The organism is Paenarthrobacter sp. A20 (assembly GCF_024168825.1).
Lineage (GTDB): Bacteria > Actinomycetota > Actinomycetes > Actinomycetales > Micrococcaceae > Arthrobacter.
Genome location: NZ_JALJWH010000001.1, coordinates 3,522,989 through 3,541,488, shown reverse-complemented (window position 1 = coordinate 3,541,488; position 18,500 = coordinate 3,522,989). Strand labels below are relative to the sequence as shown.

The window sequence follows — 18,500 nt, the reverse complement described above, 5'->3', positions numbered from 1 at the left end:
GGTTGTGATGAGGTGGTGCGGCCTAGAAGTGCGTCAAGCAATGAGCCGGGCGCTCGACCGCGAACAGTTGCTGGGCCAGGAACGCGGCACCGGAGGACTTTTCGTGGATGCGCCCGGCGGCGGCCAGGGTCACCGGCGACACCACGCCAAGATAGATGGAGGCGAGGTCGGCCACGTCCATGCTGACGTCGGGTGACTGTCCGGAGGCTTCAGTTACGACGGCGGCGGCAGCACCGCCGTCGGACTCCAGGACCCAAGTGCCACCCGCCAGGGAGAGCGGGTCCGTCACTTCCAGGACCAAGTGACCTGCCGAGGCGTAATGGCGGGCCTGCAAGGCGGACTGTATGTCCAGGATCCGGAGCCACAGCATGTCGCGGACTTCGGAGGCCTCGATGCAGCGTGGGTCCTCAAGCGCCCACGCCAGGGCGTCGTCAACCGGGGCTTCGGCCCAGGTTACTTCCTCAATGAGGTCGATGCTGCCCAGGAAGCGCCACAGATCGAGGTATCCGGTATTGGTTGCGGCCACCAGGTCCACGATTTCCATGGTGTACGGCTTGTGGTCCCACCCCTTGAAACGGTAGGAGACGAAGCCATCCAATGCCCCGGACAGGTCGTAGTGCAGGGCACAGCGGACGCTGGTGTCGGGCTTGCCGTCATGCCCAATGGAACCCGAGGCAACAAGCCGGTAATACTCCTGGCGGTCCACCGAGCCCGGCGACAGCCGCTGCACACGCTTGAACACGTGGGGTGCCAGTTCCAACAGGACCGATGGATCGGCGACCTCCACTGTTCCCTGCGGCTGTCCCTTCATCCGGAATCGGGGACCCGTGTCGACTTTGATGCTGCGCTCAAACGTAGCCACACCGAAGCCGAAACGCTCATAGATGGAACCTTCGGAGGCCGTCAGCGCCGCCATGGCCAGGCCGTCGTCCTTGGCGCTCTCCAGGTCGGCAGTGATCATCCCCCGCAGGATTCCATGGCGGCGGTGTGTTCCGCGGACAGTCACAGCCGTGACCAGGTTGGCTTCAAGCTGCCGGCCAAAACCGATATTCAGGGCCTTGCGCATGGTGGCGTAGGTTGCCACCGGCACATTGGCGCCAAGGGAGTGCTCCGGTACGGGGCCGTTGACGTAGACGCCTGTCAGCTCACGCTTGTCGGTCTGGTATGAAGCAAGGGTCTTGGCGACGTACTCGTCATCACGCCGCTGCTGGTGGAATCCGTGCGATACAGCCTGCACCCACGTGGCGCAGCGGCTGTAGCCGGCGGCGTCTTCCTTGTCGGCTACGGCGGGAAAACGCTGGACGGAATATTTTTGGGAGGTTGGTTCATTGGGATCGGCCACGATTCCGAGCCTAGTCAGACGCCGCAGGGCGCGCCACCATCTCGGCGGCGCGCCCTGCGGCGATACCCGGAATTCACGGACCGGACTAGTGCCCGGCTTCGTACCAGCTGGAGCCAACGCCGATCTGGACATCGAGCGGGACTGACAACTCGGCGGCTGAACCCATCTGTTCGATGACCAGCTTCTCCACGGCTTCGCGCTCTCCTGGAGCAACTTCCAGGACCAGTTCGTCGTGGACCTGCAGCAACATCCGCGACTTCAGGCCCTGGCTGGCGAGCTCGGCGGACACACCCAGCATGGCGCGCTTGATGAGGTCTGCAGCAGAGCCTTGGATGGGCGAGTTCAAAGCGATGCGTTCTGCTGCCTCGCGCGCCTGGCGGTTGGTGCTCGTCAGGTCAGGGAGGTAACGGCGGCGGCCTTCGATGGTGGCCGTGTAGCCGTCCGTCCTGGCTTGGTCGACGACACCACGCAGGTAATCGCGTACGCCGCCGAAGCGGTCGAAGTAGTCCTTCATGAGCGTCCGGGCCTCGTCCACGGAGATCTCCAACTGCTTGGAGAGGCCGAAGGACGTGAGTCCGTACGCGAGGCCGTAGGACATCGCCTTCACTTTGGACCGCATGGCGCTGGTGACTTCGGCCGGCTCCACGTTGAAGATCCGGGAGCCCACGAAGCGGTGAAGGTCTTCTCCGTCGCGGTACGCCTGGATCAGGGCTTCGTCGCCGGAAAGGTGCGCCATGATGCGCATTTCGATCTGCGAGTAGTCCGCTGACAACAGGCACTCGTAGCCTTCGCTGACCACGAAAATTCCACGAACCCGCCGGCCTTCTTCGCTGCGCACCGGGATGTTCTGCAGGTTGGGGTTGTTGGACGAAATACGGCCCGTGGCGGCGATGTTCTGCGCGTAAGTGGTGTGGATGCGGCCGTCATCGGCCACGGACTTCTTGAGCGTCTCCACCATTTGGGCCAGCTTTGAGGACTCACGGTGCGCCATGAGCTGGACCAGGAATTCGTGTCCGGTCTTCTCAAGCAAGCCCTTCAAGGAAGCGGCATCGGTGGTGTAGCCAGACTTGATCTTCTTGGTCTTGGGCAGTCCCAATTCCTCGAAGAGGACTGTCTGCAGTTGCTTGGGCGAACCGAGGTTTACCTCGTGCCCGATCGCAGCAAAAGCCTGTTCCTGGGCGTTCTCGATCACCTTGGTAAGGTCAGCGAGCTGCTCGTCCATGCGGTCCGTGGACACAAAGATGCCGGTCAGTTCCATCTGCGCCAGCACACGTGCCACCGGAAGTTCGAGCGTCGTCAACAGGGCATCGGCCTTGATATCGGCAAGTTCAGTTTCGAAGTGCTTGCTGAGGGCATGCACGACGGCGGCATGCTGGACGAGCGCTGCTGCGGCAGCTTGGTCTGTTTCACCCGAGAGGTCGAGCTCCAGCTGCCCGGACTGGGCGGCGGCCGTGGCAAGTGAGATCTTCAAGTGCACTTGGGCCAGTTCGGCGAGATCGTAGCTGCGGCGGTCCGGCTGGATCAGGTAGCCGGAGATGGAGGTGTCATCCACCACGCCTTCCAGGCCGAGGCCACGGTTGTGAAGGGCCTTCAGGGCCGACTTGAACTCGTGCAGCACCTTCGCTTCCTCGGGATCCCTGAGCCACCGGGCCAAGACCGACTCAGCTGCAGCGTCCAGACTCGTCAGGTCGATGTACCCGGCCCCGTTGCTCCTGACAACAGCCAGGGCACTCGCGTCATCCCCGATGCGTCCGGGGACGAGCTGCACTGCCAGCGCCGAGCGCACACCGGAGCCGGCTGCGAAGAAGGACTCAAGTTCCGCGGCATCCGTGAGGGCGGAGTATTCCGGGGCATCGATGGTGTCCGGGGCCTCCCCGGCGGTGTCGTCACCGTAGAGATCGAACAGCCGCGTGCGGAGCGTCCGGAATTCGAGTTCCTCGAAAAGATCCTCGATCGCCTGGCGGTCCGGACGGGGCTCGTGCAGGTCTGCCAACGTCAGGGGCAGCTCGAGGTCCGTCAGCAGGCGATTGAGCCTGCGGTTGCGCTTGACGTTCTCAAGGTTCTCCTTGAGGGCTCCGCCCACCTTGCCACCGATGGAATCAAGGTTTTCGAGGATGCCTTCAAGGCCACCGTAGAGGTTGATCCATTTGGCGGCCGTCTTGGGGCCTACGCCCGGAACGCCGGGGAGGTTGTCCGCTGTTTCGCCGACGAGCGCGGCGAGGTCCGAGTACAGGCCGGGCTTGACGAAGTACTTCTCCTCGATGGCTGCAGCGTCCATCCTGGGAATATTGCTCACGCCCTGCTTGGGGTAGAGCACAAAGACGTTGTCGTTGATCAGCTGGAACGCGTCCCTGTCGCCGGACACCAGCAGGACCTCGAAGCCCGCGGCGTCGCCTTGTGATGCGAGTGTGGCCAGGACGTCATCGGCTTCGTAGCCGGGCATGGCGATGGTCCTGATGCCCCATGCTTCCATGACCTTGGCGATGAGGCCGATCTGCCCGGCGAACTCCACAGGCGTGGCATTGCGCCCGCCTTTGTATTCGCTGTATTCGGCTTTGCGGAAAGTGGTGTCGTCGGAAACGTCGAATGCCACGGCTACGTGGGTTGGCTTCTGGTCCTTGATCAGGTTGATCAGCATGGACGTGAACCCGTGTACCGCGTTGGTGTACTGCCCCCTGGCCGTGGAGAAGTTTTCAGCCGGCAGGGCGTAGAAAGCCCGGAACGCCATGGAGTGGCCGTCCAGGACCAGCAACCTGGGCCGGCCCTCCCCCACGGTGCTGGCGGATGCTGTGGCAGAAGGGGTGGGTGCTGTCGCGATGGCAGCAGCTTGGGCCGTTGGAACCTGGTCCGGTTTGGTTGTTTCACTCACAGGTGCCAGCCTAGTTGGCATGATGGACAATTTCACGCCGAACCCGTTTGCCGATGAGCTCAACGAGGCAGGTGTACCCGAAGCGTTCCACGATTGGCTCTCGGCTCATGGTGTTGGTGCCCTGGTGGTGAAACTGGGTATCCGGTTCACGGAAATGAGCGCGGAGCGCATGGTGGCCACCATGCCCGTGGAAGGAAACACCCAAGTTGCGGGCATCCTCCATGGCGGAGCCCACGTAGTCCTCGCCGAGACGTTGGGATCGTTCGCCGCGTCGCTTCACGCCGGCAGGGGCCGGCACGCAGTGGGCATCGAGGTGGGGGCAACCCATCACCGTTCCGTGGCCAGCGGGCTGGTGACAGGTACCTGCACGGCTATCCATCTCGGCGGCACCTTGGCCACGCACGAAATCGTCATCACCGATGAGAAGGGCCGCCGGCTCTCCACTGCCCGGATCACCAACATGATCCGGGACAACCGCCACTGAACCCCGGGACTGTTGAAAGCGGGGCGCCTAAACCGGGCGCTGCGGCAACCGGTAGTGCAACTCGGCCGCGGCCCCGCCAAGGATCTTGTGCGAGATCAACTCAAGGGGCGCCGTCGGGCCCTCAAGCGGCAAGAGACGCTTTCCTGCGCCCAACACCACGGGGATGATGGTGACAATCATCTCCTGGAGCAAGCCGGCATTGGCGAATTGCGCCACGAGGTCGCCTCCGCCCACCAGCCACACATTCTTCCCACCTGCGTCCTTGAGCAGGTCCGGCGCGAACTCGCGCACGTCACCGCGGACGAAAGTAATATCCGAGCCCGCCGGAGCCGAGTACTCATGGTGGGTGAAGACCCAGCAGGGCGTGTCCGGGTAAGGCCACTTGCCCGGTTCATGCTCCATGAGCCAGCGGTAGGTGTCTCCACCCATGGCGATGCAACCGACGCCCGCCATGAAGGACTCGATGCTTTCGTTCACGCCCTCAACCCGGTCGAACTGCAGGAGCCACCCTAGGTCGTCCTCCGGGGAGGCTATGAAGCCGTCGATGGTGGATGCTACGTAGTACTGGAAGGTCGACATGTGGCCAGACTAGTCAGTCCGCGGCCGGGTTCCCATACTCCACGCGGACACTGCCGTCGTCCGGCAGGACTACAACGCGGCCCCGCGCCAGGGACCACCCGTCGTTCAGGAGGAAAATCCGTCCCCCGCTGACCACCAGCAGCCGCAACCCCGTATACCGGTACAGCGGTGCCGCCTCCGATCCGGCCGACTCCTCCTGGACGTTGGGTGCCGTAACCGCAAGCCGCTCCTTGCTGTAGACGACGGCGGTGGGCAGCAGGCTGGACCGCTCCTGGTAATCGAGGGCTGCGCCCCGCCCCAAGGCCTGGGCGTAATCGGAGGTGCCCCAGAAGAGCAGCAATGTGACGAGTACGAACACCAGGGACCTCTCAAGGGCCCTGGGCGTGATGCGCAGGGCGCGCCCTGAGGGTTCTACGGCCCGGCGGCGCACACTGAGTCCCCACGCCCCGACGACGAGGCCTCCAGCGATCAGGAACGGGGCGTAAAGCACGATTTGCCCGGGACGCGCCGAGACCGCCAACCACATCGTTGCCGCATAGGCAAAGCCGAGAAACATCACGATGGTGGCGGTCAGGCGGACAGGCTTCCTGTGCCGGCCCGCCTCAAGGAGACGGGACACCGCCCGGTCCAGCATGAGCCAGAGCAAACCAATGACCACCAGCCAGGCCAACGGCTGGAACAGCGATTGGATGCTCCTGAGGATAAAGTCCTGGACCGTGTAGCCGAACAGGCTGACATCGAGGCCCATTGCTTTGGCCTGCGCATCCGTACGTGCCCAACCGAAGTAGACCAGCAAAGCCGTGGCAACCGTCAACGGCGGACCAATGACGGAGAGGACTTCAAGGGTCCTCTGCCAACGGGTGTTGATGATGCTTCGCTCTTCGGGCTCCTGCACCGTGCTCACGGGGCGGCCGTCGGGGTTGTTTCGCCGGACGTCGATGTGGGCGGGGCCGTACCGCTGGGCGCCCCCGTGGCCGGTGCGGTGCCAGCCGTTTCGGACGGAGCGGGGCTGCCGGAAGGCGTGGAATCGTCATAGTAGAAGGTCACGGTTCCAGCGACGTCCACGGTGTCCGTGATGGAAATACGAACGGAGTCCCGTCCATTTGCCGGTGGCATCCGCAGATGGATGGTGCCGTAGTCATTCCTGTCGCCGACAAACTCAACATCGGCAGGAACGCCGTCGAACAGGACGTCGCCCACCCGTACGTAGTAGCCGTCCAAACGCACAATGGTGCCGCCCGAACGAGGGCCGGAGGCACGTGCCGTTCCTGGAACCGGCCTGAGTTCGTCGTCTACCACGGTCAAACCAACCAGCTGCCGCGGGCATGCTTCGCCCTGGCCCGGTTCCACCTTGAAGGTTGCGCCCGGATTGCTTCGATGCTGGGCGAGCAGTGCGGCGGACGTGGCAGCCACCCTGAATTCGAGGCATTGGGTTTGTGGAATCCTTGGCGTGGCGGCGACCGCGATGGACGCCCGTTGCCAGTCCTGCTGGCTGCCACTTTGCAAGGCGCGGCACACGGCAGCGCCTGCCAACCAGACGGCCGCGTCATCGGCGCCTTCCACGCTCTGGGTCAAGGCGTCGCATTGGAATTGCTGGAGGAGGAGGTATCGCTGGCCTGACGTCGGGTCATTGGGTCCGACCGGTCCGATGGGGACCCACCGGACGACGGGCGCTTCCGCCTGGGGTGCGCCAGGACCCGCCGGACCAACGGGTTGACTGGCCGTAGGAACGACGACGGACGGCAGGGTTTGCGCCGACGTACCGTCCGAGGAGGACGCTGATCCAGGACCTGGCGGGACGCCATCAGAGGAGGGTGGAAGGCAGGCAGACAGACTCAGCATCAAGACCGGAACCAGCGCCAGTCCGATGATGTGGCTTCGGGATTGGCACTTCATGACGGCCCCACATCTGCCGGATCACAACCACGTAGTCATGTGTATGACCACACTGCTGATTATTCTCCCGAATGGACGTGACTGCCAGAGAGCCGGCTATTTTCCGAAGTACGGAACAATGAGGTAAATGCCGAACAGCACAGCCGCGCCACAGACAGCGAAGCACGCGTAGGCAAGCGAACGCATGAGCCCTGGCGACTTCTGCTGTGCGTCACCGGCGATGGCCGTGAGGCGGACCCCCAGTGAATAAAGGACCACCAGTGTCACCGCGGAGAAGAGGGTGACTCCAGCTACCTGCAGCAATTCCAACCATTTCATCGCTGCGCATCCTTACTCGGCGTGGTCTTTCGTGACTTCTTTTTCTTCCGGAAACGGACAGCGTGCCCGGCTTCTTCGACCTCAACTGCGTTGTGGTGGCCAACATGGGACCTCCGCGAGACAACGAACATGAACAAGACCGCCGCCGTGCCAGCGACGGCGGCAATGATGACGCCCACCACTCCGGTGCCGACCAGCAGGGCTGTCAACGCACCAACAATGGCCGAGGCCGGGAGTGTGAAGAGCCAGCCAAGGGCGATCTTGCCGGCAGTGCCCCATCGGACCGACGTGCCCTTGCGGCCAAGGCCCGAGCCGATGACGGAACCTGATGCGACCTGGGTTGTGGAGAGGGCGAAGCCCAGGTGCGAAGAAGCCAAAATAGCTGACGCGGTGCTGGTTTCTGCGGAGAATCCCTGGGCCGGCTTCACTTCGGTCAGGCCCGATCCCATAGTCCGGATGATGCGCCAGCCGCCTGCATAGGTACCGATGGCGATGGCAAAAGCGCAGGCTGCGATAACCCAGAACTGGGGTCCGCTGCCCGGAGTCTGGGTGCCGGCGGCGATAAGGACAAGGGTGATGATGCCCATGGTCTTCTGGGCATCATTGGTGCCGTGCGCGAGGGCCACCAAACTCGACGTGAAAATTTGTCCTGTACGGAATCCGCCGCGCTTCTGGGTGAGCTTGTCGCCGGTTTCCGGATCATGCCGCGAGGTCAGCGCATAGGCGAGCCGGGTGCAGATGTATGCCACCAGACCGGCAATGAGGGGCGCGAAAATGGCTGGCAGGATCACTTTCTGCAGCACGGTTTCAAAATTGATGGAGTGGAATCCGATGCCCACCACCGCTGCGCCGATCAGGCCGCCGAACAATGCGTGCGAGGAACTTGATGGCAGGCCCTTGAGCCAAGTAACCATGTTCCAGAGCACTGCCCCCATGAGTCCGGCAAAGATGATGTCCGGAGTGATGTGAATGCCGTCAGAGCCTTCCCGGATCAGTCCGCCGGAGATGGTCTTGGCCACTTCCGTGGAAAGGAAGGCGCCGACGAGGTTGAGCACGGCGGCCAGGGCGACAGCCGTCTTGGGCTTGATCGCCCCCGTAGCGATGGGCGTAGCCATCGCATTGGCAGTGTCGTGAAAACCGTTGGTGAAGTCAAAGAATAGGGCCAACGCTATTACCAGCGCGACCATGAAGGTGATATCCACCTGTTGCCCAATCTGCAGAGTCGTCGACGTTCAGCAGTTTCACTTCCCCATACCTGCCATCCACAGCATAGTTCAGCAATTGTTCAACTGACTCAGCTTGCGGGATTCACTCTGGCGGGCTTGAAACCTTAAGAATCCTACGTGCCTTACCGTGAGTGGACAAACGTACCGGAGCTGCGATTCACCCCAGGTAGGCCCGCACGGCCGCAAGGTCGCGACGGGACAGTCCCTTGCGGGGATCAGGTGAGATGCAAAGCACACGGTCCTGCTGGTATTCAGCCCAGGACAGGGCATCGGATTCCTGGCTGAGCTGGTCGTCCAGCCAAATAATCCGCTCGCTGCCGGTGGCAGCAAGATCCTTTTGGAGGGCTACGAGCTTCCACCATTCCGAGCCCTGGTCCCAGCCTTGGCTGGAAAGGACCGGCCAGTCCTGTCCTTTAAGCCCGATGGCGGGGCAGAGGAACTCCGGAGCAAGGCGCTCCCATGTGGTCAGCCAGACAAAACGCGCGGCAGGATACTCGGCAAGGTCATTGAGTTCGGCTACCAGTTCCGGCGCGAAGGCGACATCAAGGATGCCGGCGTCGGCAAAGGTCCATTCGTTACCCCAATCAGTGGTGCCCATAGGGCTGAACGGGTTCACGACGCCGTCGACGTCCAAATAGATCGACACTGGCACAACGGCGTTTTCCTCGGTACCCATGTCCACTCCCCCTCCCAGCGGTTGAAGTTCAGCCTACGGGACCCGAGCAGCCCAGCCAGTTGAAATCAATCTCTTGACGTTCGTCATGGAAGTGATAATCTCAAGGCATGGAAAAGCCCACAGTCCATTCCGCCCAGAGCGTCCGCGATATCGAGGACACCGTCCGAACTGATTTCCGGCACGCTATGTCCTATGGCGGGTACCTGGACCTTGACCGCCTGCTCAGCTCCCAGCACCCCCTCAGCGAGCCTGAACACCACGATGAACTGCTGTTCATCATCCAGCACCAGACCAGCGAGCTATGGCTGAAACTGGTCCTGCATGAACTGCTGGAAGCCCGGAGGCTCTTCGATGCTGACAACCTTGGCAAGGCCCTGAAGTGCATCGCCCGGGTAAAGGCCATCCAGCGCACCATGACTGAGCAGTGGTCCGTCCTCGGTACCCTCACTCCCCGCGAGTACGCCCAGTTCCGTGGTTTCCTGGGGAGCTCATCCGGGTTCCAGTCGTATCAGTACCGCGGCGTCGAATTCCTGCTGGGCAACAAGAACCGTGGAATGCTGCGCGTCTTCGAAAGCGAACCCGAAGCCCACCAGCTGCTCAGCAGCCTGCTGGAAGAACACACGCTGTACGACGCGTTCCTGCGGGTCCTGGCGCGCGCTGGTTATGACATCCCTGCCGACATCCTCGAGCGGGACACCAGTGAACCATGGACCTTCCGCAAAGACCTCGTCCCGATTTTCCAAAAGATCTACGAATCGGACGACACCCCGTGGGGCCTCTATGAAGCCTGCGAAGACCTGGTGGACATTGAAGACAACTTCCAGGCCTGGCGCTTCCGCCACCTCCGGACGGTCCAGCGCACCATCGGTTTCAAGGTGGGCACCGGCGGATCCTCCGGCGTGGACTTCCTCAAGCGGGCACTGGACCTGACCTTCTTCCCCGAGCTCTACGCCGTACGAACCGAAATCGGCAACTAAGCACCAGCACGGGCACCGCCCGTCCGACACTTTCCGCAGGAGGAACCATGACCACAGCACAGCAAACCCAACGGCCAACGTCGGCCGAATTGGATGCCGCCGATCCCCTCGCCGCGCAGCGTGACGCCTTCTACGCGCCCGACGCCGACCAGCTCACCTCCTATTTGGACGGCAACTCGCTGGGGCGCCCGCTGAAGGTTACGGCAGGAAACCTCGCCTCCTTCGTCCACGACGCATGGGGCAGCCGCCTCATCCGTGGTTGGGATGAGCAATGGATGGACGAGCCCACTGCCGTCGGTGACCGCATCGGCGAAGTAGCGCTTGGTGCCGCCCGGGGACAGACCACGGTTGGCGATTCAACGTCCGTCATGCTGTACAAGATGATCCGCGCGGCCGTGGACGCCCAGCCCGGCCGGGATGAAATCATCATCGACCGCGATAACTTCCCCACCGACCGGTTCATCATCGAAGGCATCGCCAAGGAGAGGGGCGCGAACATCAAGTGGATCGCCGCCAACCCTGCCAGCGGTGTCCGGGCGGAAGACCTGGACGGACTATTGGGCGAGCGGACCGCCGTCGTGGTCCTCAGCCACGTCGCCTACCGCTCCGGGTTCCTGGCAGATGCCAAGGCGATCACCGCAAAGGTGCACCAAGCAGGGGCCCTGATGCTGTGGGACCTGTGCCATTCCGTTGGCTCCGTGCCCCTGGAACTGGACGCTTGGGGCGTGGACCTCGCCGTCGGCTGCACCTACAAGTACCTCAATGGCGGGCCCGGCTCACCCGCTTTCGCCTATGTCAGCGCTTCGCAGCAAAATCGTTTGCAGCAACCCATCTGGGGTTGGATGGGTGCCGATAACCCGTTTGGAATGACGGACTCGTACCAGCCGGCGCAGGGCATGCGCCGGTTCATCACCGGAACGCCTCCGGTGCTGGCCATGCAGCCGCTCAAGGACATGGTTGAACTGATCGCCACGGTGGGAATGGATGCCGTCCGTGGGAAGTCGATCAAGCTGACCGAGTACGCGATCGCGCTTTCCGAGGAGTACCTGGTGCCACTTGGTGCGAAAATCGTGAGCCCCCGGAATCCTGCCGAACGTGGCTCACACATCACCGTGGACCACCCGCTCTTCGCTGATGTCACTGCCACGTTGTGGGAGAAAGGCGTCATCCCCGATTTCCGGCCTCCCCACGGCCTGCGCATCGGCCTGTCACCCTTGAGCACCAGCTATGCCGAAGTCGAGCTGGGAGTCGCGGCCATCCGTGATGCCCTCTCGGAACTGCTGTGAGCCGGAAATGAGTGCCGTCCTTGACGACATGGACTCCCGCCCAGGGAGTACAACCTCGCTGCTCCGTACCGTCATTGGCCTGTATCTGCGTGATGCCGGGGGGTGGATGTCCGCCAAGGACATAGTGAACCTCATGGAAGCGCTGGGGACGTCCGGAACAGTAACCCGGACCGCTTTGGGCAGGCTGCGCAAAAAGGATGTTGTGTTGCAGGAGGCCCGCGATGGTGTCGCCGGCTTCACACTCACCGAGGGCGCTGCAACCATGTTGGCCCGCGGCGACCGCCGGATCTACAACCCCCGCAGCATGTCGGAATCTGATCCCTGGTGCTTGATCTCCTTCTCCATCCCGGAGACGGAGCGCGAGAAACGGCACCAGCTTCGGCGCAGGCTCCACTGGATCGGATGCGGGACCGTGGCCGCAGGCCTGTGGATCTGCCCGGACTCGTTGCGCGTGGAAGTAGAGGAAATTCTGGCCGATCTTGAGCTGCGGGCCATGGCCACCATCTTCGTGACCGAAACCCCGCTGGTGGTTGGCAGCCTCCGGGATGCTGCGTCCAAGTGGTGGGACCTGGACGCAGTAGCCGGATTGCACAAGGATTTTATCCGTGAGCACGGTTCGGGCAGCGATCAAGGGCCAGACAGCCAGGTGCATACTGGCGGTGTGGTGGAGCCTTCCCCTGACGCCTTTTCCACGTATGTCCAGTGCATTGACCGGTGGCGGATCATTCCCTACCTCGACCCCGGGTTGCCGGCGGCATTCCTGCCTGCGGACTGGCCCGGGGCCGAAGGTACGGCGTTGTTCAGCCGGATTGTTGCCACCTACGCCGAACCCAGCGCACAGTTCGTGCGCAACACGTTGCTGGCAACTGCCGGGGCTGCGGTTTCCTGATTGCTAGGCCCCGTTCCGGGCTGAGACTCCCCGCCAATACGGCTCGCCCAGATCTTCGATAGGCGTCTTGGCCGTCTCCCGCGAGAAGAAGGCAGCAACGCCGGCGATCACCATGCACAGGACCGCGAAACAAGCCACGGGGAGCCAGCCGTCATGGCCTTTGCCAAGGAGCAGGCCCGCGATCAGGGGAGCGAAACCCGCCACCACCAAACCCAGCTGGTTCCCCAATGCCATACCGGAATACCGGACCGGGGCGGCAAAGAGCTCAGCGAAGTAGGCAGGCCAGATCCCGTTGAAGCACGAGTACAGCAAGGTCATGTTGACAAAGGCCGCGGCGAAGACCAAAAGAATGTTGCCGGTGGACAACGCCCCGAAGTAGGCGAAGATCGTCACTGAGCACCCGATGGCTGCCGTCAGGAGGAGCGGCCTGCGGCCCACCCGGTCGGACAGCTTGGCAGTCAAGGGCATCACGAACATCGACAAACCAATGGCAACGGCATTGACAGTGAGGATCGCCGCCTTGTCGAACCCTGCAGCGCCGGTTGCATAGGAGAGCCCGAACACCGTGAAGATTGTCTGCATGACCGACATGATGGACATTCCAACTACGCGGAGCACGTCTGCAGATTGGAAGCGCAGGACTTCCCGGAGCGGCATGGGTGCAACCGCCTGCCGGTCTTTGGCTTCCTCGAACACGGGTGTCTCGTCCAAGTGCGTCCTCACCCAGTATGCGATGGCCAGGACAACGATGGACAACCAGAAGGGGATGCGCCATCCCCAGCTCATGAGGGCTTCAGTCGGCAACGCAGCAACAGGGATGAACACGAGCGTGGCAAGTACCATCCCGGAGGCGTACCCGGTCATCACGAAGCTGGTGAAGAACCCGCGGCGCCCTTCCGGAGAGTGCTCCAAAGTCAGCGTGGAAGCACCGGCAGACTCGGCGCCGGCGGAGAATCCCTGGGCCAGGCGGCCAAGCACCAACAGAATGGGTGCCCAGACGCCGATCTGGCTGTAACTGGGCAGGAAGCCGATGCCGAGGGAGGCGAGTCCCATAACGCCCAGGGTGATGAGCAGAATCTTTTTCCGCCCGAGTTTGTCACCGAAATGGCCCATCACCAGCCCACCCACCGGACGGGCCACATACGCCACGCCAAACGTGGCGAAGGCGCCGATCAGGCCGACGGCGGGATCCTCGGACGGGAAGAACAATGGCCCGAAGACCAACGCAGCGGCGGAGCCGTAGATAAAGAAGTCGTAGTATTCAAGCGTGCTTCCCAGGAACGAGGCGAGGGCCGCTTTACCAGGGGTCTTGCGCAACGTTGAAGGCTGCTGGGTTGATGTTGACATGGCGATTCTCCCTTGAATGCGCAGGTTCGAACAGCTCGAAAGCTATAGCGGAAAATCAACGGCAATGATCTGCTCGCTGTTGGGAAACGAGTACTTCTTGAGTGGTTCATGAAGCGCGTGCGTGTTGTAGACCTCGATGTCCTCCACGGAATTGAAGTCAGCCACAATGGCGTAATCGAAGGAACGGTCGTGGCGGAGTACGTCGGCGCCGTGGGTGAGCTTCACGAGCCCGGGAATATTGCCGTCCATCCGGTTCAACCCCTCTATCCAGGCAGCCTTGTCCGCAGCGGTGAAGTCGTCCTTGAACTTGAAGAGCACGGCGTGGCGGATCATGCTCCAACTCCCGCCCGGACGTCGGTGGCGGCGTAATCTGCCGGTTGGCCCGCGATGGTGCGGCCGGCCAGGTAGCCCATGGTCATGATGGGGCCCAGGGTTGCACCGGCCCCCGGGTAGCCTGCAGCGTAGGCATTCTCCGTGGTGTTTCCGGCGGCGAACAGTCCAGGGATGGGTTGGCCGTCCACGTCCAACACTCTTGCCAAACCATCAGTGGCGACGCCTCCGTTGCTGCCGAAGGCACCGTTGACAACCTCCATTGCGTAAAACGGACCAGTGTGGAGCGGACCCAGGGACGGGTTGGGCCACGGGCAGTCGTCGTCGCCCCAGTACTTGTCGTAGGCGCTCTCACCGCGGCCGAAGTCGGGGTCCTCGCCTTTGACCGCATAGTGGTTGAAACGCTGCACAGTAGCGGCAAGGTTCTCTGCAGGGACACCGATTTTGGCAGCAAGTTCCTCAAGGGTGGAAGCCTCGATCAAATAAGCCGGAGTCGGCTGGCCCGCCCGATGTGCAAGGACCCCGTACCGTTCCAGATAGCTGTGATCGAACACCACGTGTGCCGGGGTGTTCAACGTCTGGTTGTTGGGCGAGTCCCAAGACTGCAGGCAGCGCGCGAGGTCGTTGTAGTTCTGGGACTCGTTGGCAAAACGGCGGCCGTGCCGGTTGACCATCAGCGAACCCGGTCCCTGTCGCTCGAAGCGAAGCAGTGTTCCAACCGGCGCGCCGTCCCTGGTGTCCCCCGTGATGGACATCGGCGCCCACCATGCTTCCCGGGTTCCCCTCGTTTGCGCCCCTACCCGCTGTGCCATCCTGAGGCCATCGCCGGTATTCGAGGGAGGCGAACACATGATGTACAGGCGCGAGGCCAACAGGGAATCCGCCAGGGCCTTGTCCCATTCGAATCCGCCCGTAGCCAGGACGACGCCGTCGTTGGCATGGAAAGTTTCGCCCGACTCGAGTTGGACGCCAACTACTTTGCCGCCGTCGTTCAACAGCCGGTGCCCGCGGGCACCAACCACCAGCGCTGCGTCATCACGGATCAGGCTCGCCAACAACATCGAAACCAGCGCCTGGCCCTTGGCAACAAGCCCCTCTTCCTGCCGTTGGCCCAGCTCCGCCCAAGGGAACTTGGTGAATGCACCCCAGGTTTCGTATTCCTGCATGGTGAACGGAGCCCGGCCATCAGAGCGCACATGGACAGCAAGCTCGCCGAGCGCTTCGCGGATGTTCAATAGTTCGGGTTCAACCGTTCGGCCGCCCTCCACGGATCCCGGCAAATCCTGGCGGTAGTCCGGGAAGTTATCGAGGAAGATGAAACGGACGCCGCATTCGTCTTCAGTGAAACGGAGCATGGCGTCCCCGTAGTTCAGCGCAGCGTCCAAGAGCTCTTCACGGCTCCGTCCGCGCGCCACGGCCCGGACGTACTGTGCGGCAGCTTCTTTGGAGTCGCTCAGTCCCGCTGCGCGGGCGTGGTGGTTGTCGGCCACCCAGAGCATGCCGCCCGACACGGCAGAGGTGCCGCCCAGCACGTCAGTTTTTTCGAGCACGACGACGGACTTACCGGCACGTGCGGCCGTCGCCGCTGCGGTCAGGGCGCCTGCGCCGGAACCTACGACGACGACGTCGTAGGTATCGGAGGGTGTGGAGTTCAGGAATTTCATGGTGGTACCTCTCTTAGGGCGTGGTGGGGTGTCTCAGACCGCGGTGTATCCGCCGTCGATGACCAGCTCGGAACCGGTGGTGAACCGGGACTCATCGGAAGCGAGGTAGAGAACGCCATAGGCGATCTCGTCCGGCTCACCCTGCCGGGGAATCGGGTTTCCACCGACCAACTGCTTGTAGTACGCCTCCGCGCCGATGTCCGACTGTTCGGCCGAGCGCCTGCTCATGCGGGTGTTCATGGAGCCAGGGTGGATGGAGTTCACCCTCACGCCGTAGGTGCCATAAGCTGCGGCGTCGGACTTACTGAGGAGGCGGACGGCTCCTTTGGTCGCGTGATACAGCGGCACGTTTCGCCCGCCGGTCAGTCCATGGATGGAGGAAAAGTTGATGATGCTGCCGGATTTCTTCTCGATCATGGACGGAACGACGTACTTCGTCAGGAGCCAGACACCTTTGACGTTGACGTCAAAAATGAGGTTGAAGTCCTCCATCGTGGCGGTGTTGCTGGCACCGGCAGGCCCGATGATTCCTGCCGCATTGACCAGGACATCCGGCGTACCGAGTTCTGCGCTGAGCAGCCGGACGGTTTCCGCAACGCTGGCTTCATCGGTGACATCGACGTCGTACTCGGTAATGCCGGGGTGGTTGGCTGTGGCGGGCGTTCCGGCCCGGTCCAGGCTGGCAACGGTGGCCCCGTGATCGGCCAGCAAACGGGCCGTTGCGCTGCCAAGGTCTCCCCTGCCCCCGGTAATGATGGCCACCTTGCCGGCGACCCGCCGGGTTATGGGTTCCTGATGTGCGTGCGTTGCGGTCTCCATGACCAACTCCTCCTGCCGCGGCATTGCGGCTGCTGAAACCTGGTTGAGGCGCAGGGCAGCACGGAACGGAGCCCAAGGGGCCGTGTGTGTGGTTACCGGGCGAAATGCCCTGCTGGCTTCCACTCTGCCAGCGTGGGTGTGAGTGGAACCACAGCGTTACCGATGAACGGGAATCAGATGCTTCCGTTGCTTTGACGGAGGGCGCCTTTGAGCTCTCCGCGCCATCCGAGTGCCCGGGAAATTCCGCGAGCCGCCGTCATCAGGACCGGCACCCGGGTAGCGGCGTTTTCTTCGTTCCTTGGGACCACGACGCTCAGGGCGGCGACCACTGTATTCGCACGCCCGAAGACGGGGACTGCGATGCCGCTGGATTCGGGGACGATGATCCCTGGCATCGAAGCGAATCCGCGTTGCCGGATGCCCGCCAGATGGCGGCGGAGTTCAGTGGGATTGGTGAGCGTGGCGTCGGTGAATTTCTCCAGGGTTCCCGCCAGAAACAGGTCCTGGTAGGCGGGCGGCGAATAGGCCAGCAGTACCAAGCCGGAGGAGGTTCCGTGAACCGGCAGGCGGCCGGCAACCTTGGTGATGTCCACCATGGAATCCCGCGAGCCGATCCGTTCGATGTAGAGAACTTCGTCGGAGTCGAGGATCCCCAAGGTGGTGGAATGCTGGACCACCGACTGTACGTCCTCCATGAAGGGCAGGGCCGCTTCACGGAGACCAACCATCCGGGAGCTCCTGGACACGAGCTCCCACAGCCGCGTGCCGATGCGAACCTCGGCGCTCGCTTCCCGCTCCAGCAACCCTTCGGCGAGGAGTTCGTCCACCAGGCGGTACGTCGTTGTGACAGGGAGCCCTGAACGCCGGGCCAAGGTGGCGACGCTCATGGTGCGGTGGGCGTCATCGAACGCTCCTACCAACCGGACTACTCGCCGGATAACCGACTCACCCGAGGACGAGTTGGCCACTTCAGGCTCCGGACTTCACGCGGGATACGAACCGGAACCTGTCCCCCCGGAAGGCGCTGCGGGTCCACTCCACAGGGGCTCCAGCGGCGTCGCGTGCCATGCGATGAACCACCAGCAAGGGCGCCCCCATCTCGATTCCCAGCAACCTGACGTCGGCCGGACCAGCCAGGGCGGTTTCCACGGTGTCCTCGACGTCGGCGATATGGATCCCGTAGACATCTGCCAATACGGCGTACAGCGAGCCCGCCTTGGCGAGGTTCGACTTGAATCTCGGAAGCTTGCCGGGCAGCCAGGCCATCTCGTGCGCCAGTGGTTCCCCGTCAATCAAACGGATGCGCTCAAGCCGGGTTACCGGATCGCCTTGGTCAAGACCCAGGTGGGCTGCGACGTCGGCGTCAGACTTCACGACATCGAGGGCAAGCACCCTGGAATCCGGGCGCAAACCTTGATTGCGGGCGTCGTCGGAAAAGGACGTCAACTGCCTGACGTGCGTCACTTTCGGGGGCGCGACGAACGTGCCGTGCCCCTGGATGCGACCCAATTTCCCCTCTGCCACGAGCTCGCTGATTGCTTGCCTGACGGTAGTGCGTGACGTCGCGTATTGCTCGGCGAGCGCACGCTCCGTGGGGATGAGCGTGCCGGGCTGGAGACCGGCGATCAGGCCAAGTACTTCGGTCTTGAGAAGGTAGTACTTGGGCGTTGCCGCTCCGACGTCTGTGGACATATTGGACATCCTACTTGTAGACAACACTATTGGTCTATGCCAATCTTGAGCAGGTTGGTCTAAACCAATTCCGGAACCAATCCGGCAAGACCCTACTTTTCCACAG

General features: G+C 62.7%; 18 protein-coding genes. 4 read left to right on the top strand and 14 right to left on the bottom strand.

Annotated features, from left to right (window positions below; all coding sequences use genetic code 11):
- Positions 1–22: 22 nt before the first annotated feature.
- Together J3D46_RS16315 and polA are read right to left on the bottom strand one after the other, a co-directional pair.
- Positions 23–1,342, bottom strand: a complete 1,320-nt coding sequence (locus tag J3D46_RS16315) for a GNAT family N-acetyltransferase (RefSeq protein WP_253468212.1) — start codon at positions 1,340–1,342, stop codon at positions 23–25.
- A gap of 85 nt (positions 1,343–1,427) precedes the next feature.
- Complete coding sequence (gene polA, locus J3D46_RS16310) at positions 1,428–4,070, bottom strand: DNA polymerase I (RefSeq protein WP_253469240.1); 2,643 nt, start codon at positions 4,068–4,070, stop codon at positions 1,428–1,430.
- A gap of 160 nt (positions 4,071–4,230) precedes the next feature.
- On the opposite strand from polA, the gene J3D46_RS16305 reads away from it, so the two are divergent.
- Complete coding sequence (locus J3D46_RS16305; RefSeq protein WP_231341324.1) at positions 4,231–4,695, top strand: hotdog fold thioesterase; 465 nt, start codon at positions 4,231–4,233, stop codon at positions 4,693–4,695.
- Positions 4,696–4,722: 27 nt separating this feature from the next.
- On the opposite strand, the gene J3D46_RS16300 is transcribed toward J3D46_RS16305, so the two are convergent.
- The 6 genes from J3D46_RS16300 to J3D46_RS16275 all read right to left on the bottom strand — a co-directional run bounded on the left by J3D46_RS16300 (position 4,723) and on the right by J3D46_RS16275 (position 9,390).
- A complete protein-coding gene (locus J3D46_RS16300; RefSeq protein WP_253468211.1) occupies positions 4,723–5,274 on the bottom strand; it encodes a dihydrofolate reductase family protein in 552 nt (183 codons plus the stop codon).
- Between the two features lie 13 nt (positions 5,275–5,287).
- On the bottom strand, positions 5,288–6,178 hold the full coding sequence (locus J3D46_RS16295) for a hypothetical protein (RefSeq protein WP_253468210.1): 891 nt from the start codon (positions 6,176–6,178) through the stop codon (positions 5,288–5,290).
- Positions 6,175–7,170 carry a hypothetical protein gene (locus J3D46_RS16290; RefSeq protein WP_253468209.1) on the bottom strand — a complete coding sequence of 332 codons (996 nt, stop codon included), beginning with the start codon at positions 7,168–7,170 and terminating at the stop codon, positions 6,175–6,177. Before J3D46_RS16290 ends, J3D46_RS16295 begins: the two co-directional genes overlap by 4 nt.
- Positions 7,171–7,266: 96 nt before the next feature.
- Positions 7,267–7,488 carry a hypothetical protein gene (locus J3D46_RS16285; RefSeq protein ID WP_159699835.1) on the bottom strand — a complete coding sequence of 74 codons (222 nt, stop codon included), beginning with the start codon at positions 7,486–7,488 and terminating at the stop codon, positions 7,267–7,269.
- The gene (locus J3D46_RS16280) at positions 7,485–8,690 is read right to left on the bottom strand and encodes an inorganic phosphate transporter (protein WP_231341310.1); all 1,206 of its coding nucleotides are present in this window, start codon (positions 8,688–8,690) and stop codon (positions 7,485–7,487) included. Before J3D46_RS16280 ends, J3D46_RS16285 begins: the two co-directional genes overlap by 4 nt.
- A 181-nt stretch (positions 8,691–8,871) precedes the next feature.
- Entirely contained in the window at positions 8,872–9,390 is a 519-nt protein-coding gene (locus J3D46_RS16275) for an HAD domain-containing protein (RefSeq protein ID WP_253468208.1), read from the bottom strand.
- Between the two features lie 107 nt (positions 9,391–9,497).
- Between J3D46_RS16275 and kynA the strand changes: the two genes are divergently transcribed.
- The 3 genes from kynA to J3D46_RS16260 are packed head-to-tail and all read left to right on the top strand — an operon-like array spanning position 9,498 to position 12,542.
- Positions 9,498–10,367, top strand: a complete 870-nt coding sequence (gene kynA, locus J3D46_RS16270; RefSeq protein ID WP_231341306.1) for a tryptophan 2,3-dioxygenase — start codon at positions 9,498–9,500, stop codon at positions 10,365–10,367.
- Positions 10,368–10,414: 47 nt separating this feature from the next.
- Positions 10,415–11,653, top strand: coding sequence for a kynureninase (gene kynU, locus J3D46_RS16265; RefSeq protein WP_231341305.1), 1,239 nt, complete (start codon positions 10,415–10,417; stop codon positions 11,651–11,653).
- Positions 11,654–11,660: 7 nt separating this feature from the next.
- Positions 11,661–12,542 (top strand): PaaX family transcriptional regulator C-terminal domain-containing protein, encoded by an 882-nt coding sequence (locus J3D46_RS16260; protein ID WP_253468207.1) that lies wholly within the window; start codon positions 11,661–11,663, stop codon positions 12,540–12,542.
- A gap of 3 nt (positions 12,543–12,545) precedes the next feature.
- Here the strand turns inward: J3D46_RS16260 and J3D46_RS16255 are convergent, their stop codons facing one another.
- The 6 genes from J3D46_RS16255 to J3D46_RS16230 all read right to left on the bottom strand — a co-directional run bounded on the left by J3D46_RS16255 (position 12,546) and on the right by J3D46_RS16230 (position 18,403).
- Positions 12,546–13,889 carry an MFS transporter gene (locus J3D46_RS16255; protein WP_231341303.1) on the bottom strand — a complete coding sequence of 448 codons (1,344 nt, stop codon included), beginning with the start codon at positions 13,887–13,889 and terminating at the stop codon, positions 12,546–12,548.
- A gap of 42 nt (positions 13,890–13,931) precedes the next feature.
- Positions 13,932–14,222: a Dabb family protein gene (locus J3D46_RS16250; RefSeq protein WP_253468206.1), complete on the bottom strand. Its 291-nt coding sequence runs from the start codon at positions 14,220–14,222 to the stop codon at positions 13,932–13,934.
- Positions 14,219–15,883, bottom strand: coding sequence for an FAD-dependent oxidoreductase (locus J3D46_RS16245; RefSeq protein WP_253468205.1), 1,665 nt, complete (start codon positions 15,881–15,883; stop codon positions 14,219–14,221). Before J3D46_RS16245 ends, J3D46_RS16250 begins: the two co-directional genes overlap by 4 nt.
- Before the next feature lie 33 nt (positions 15,884–15,916).
- Positions 15,917–16,702 carry an SDR family NAD(P)-dependent oxidoreductase gene (locus tag J3D46_RS16240; RefSeq protein WP_231341300.1) on the bottom strand — a complete coding sequence of 262 codons (786 nt, stop codon included), beginning with the start codon at positions 16,700–16,702 and terminating at the stop codon, positions 15,917–15,919.
- Between the two features lie 173 nt (positions 16,703–16,875).
- Positions 16,876–17,670 carry an IclR family transcriptional regulator gene (locus J3D46_RS16235; protein WP_231341299.1) on the bottom strand — a complete coding sequence of 265 codons (795 nt, stop codon included), beginning with the start codon at positions 17,668–17,670 and terminating at the stop codon, positions 16,876–16,878.
- A gap of 1 nt (position 17,671) precedes the next feature.
- A complete protein-coding gene (locus J3D46_RS16230; RefSeq protein ID WP_253468204.1) occupies positions 17,672–18,403 on the bottom strand; it encodes a GntR family transcriptional regulator in 732 nt (243 codons plus the stop codon).
- Positions 18,404–18,500 lie beyond the last annotated feature (97 nt).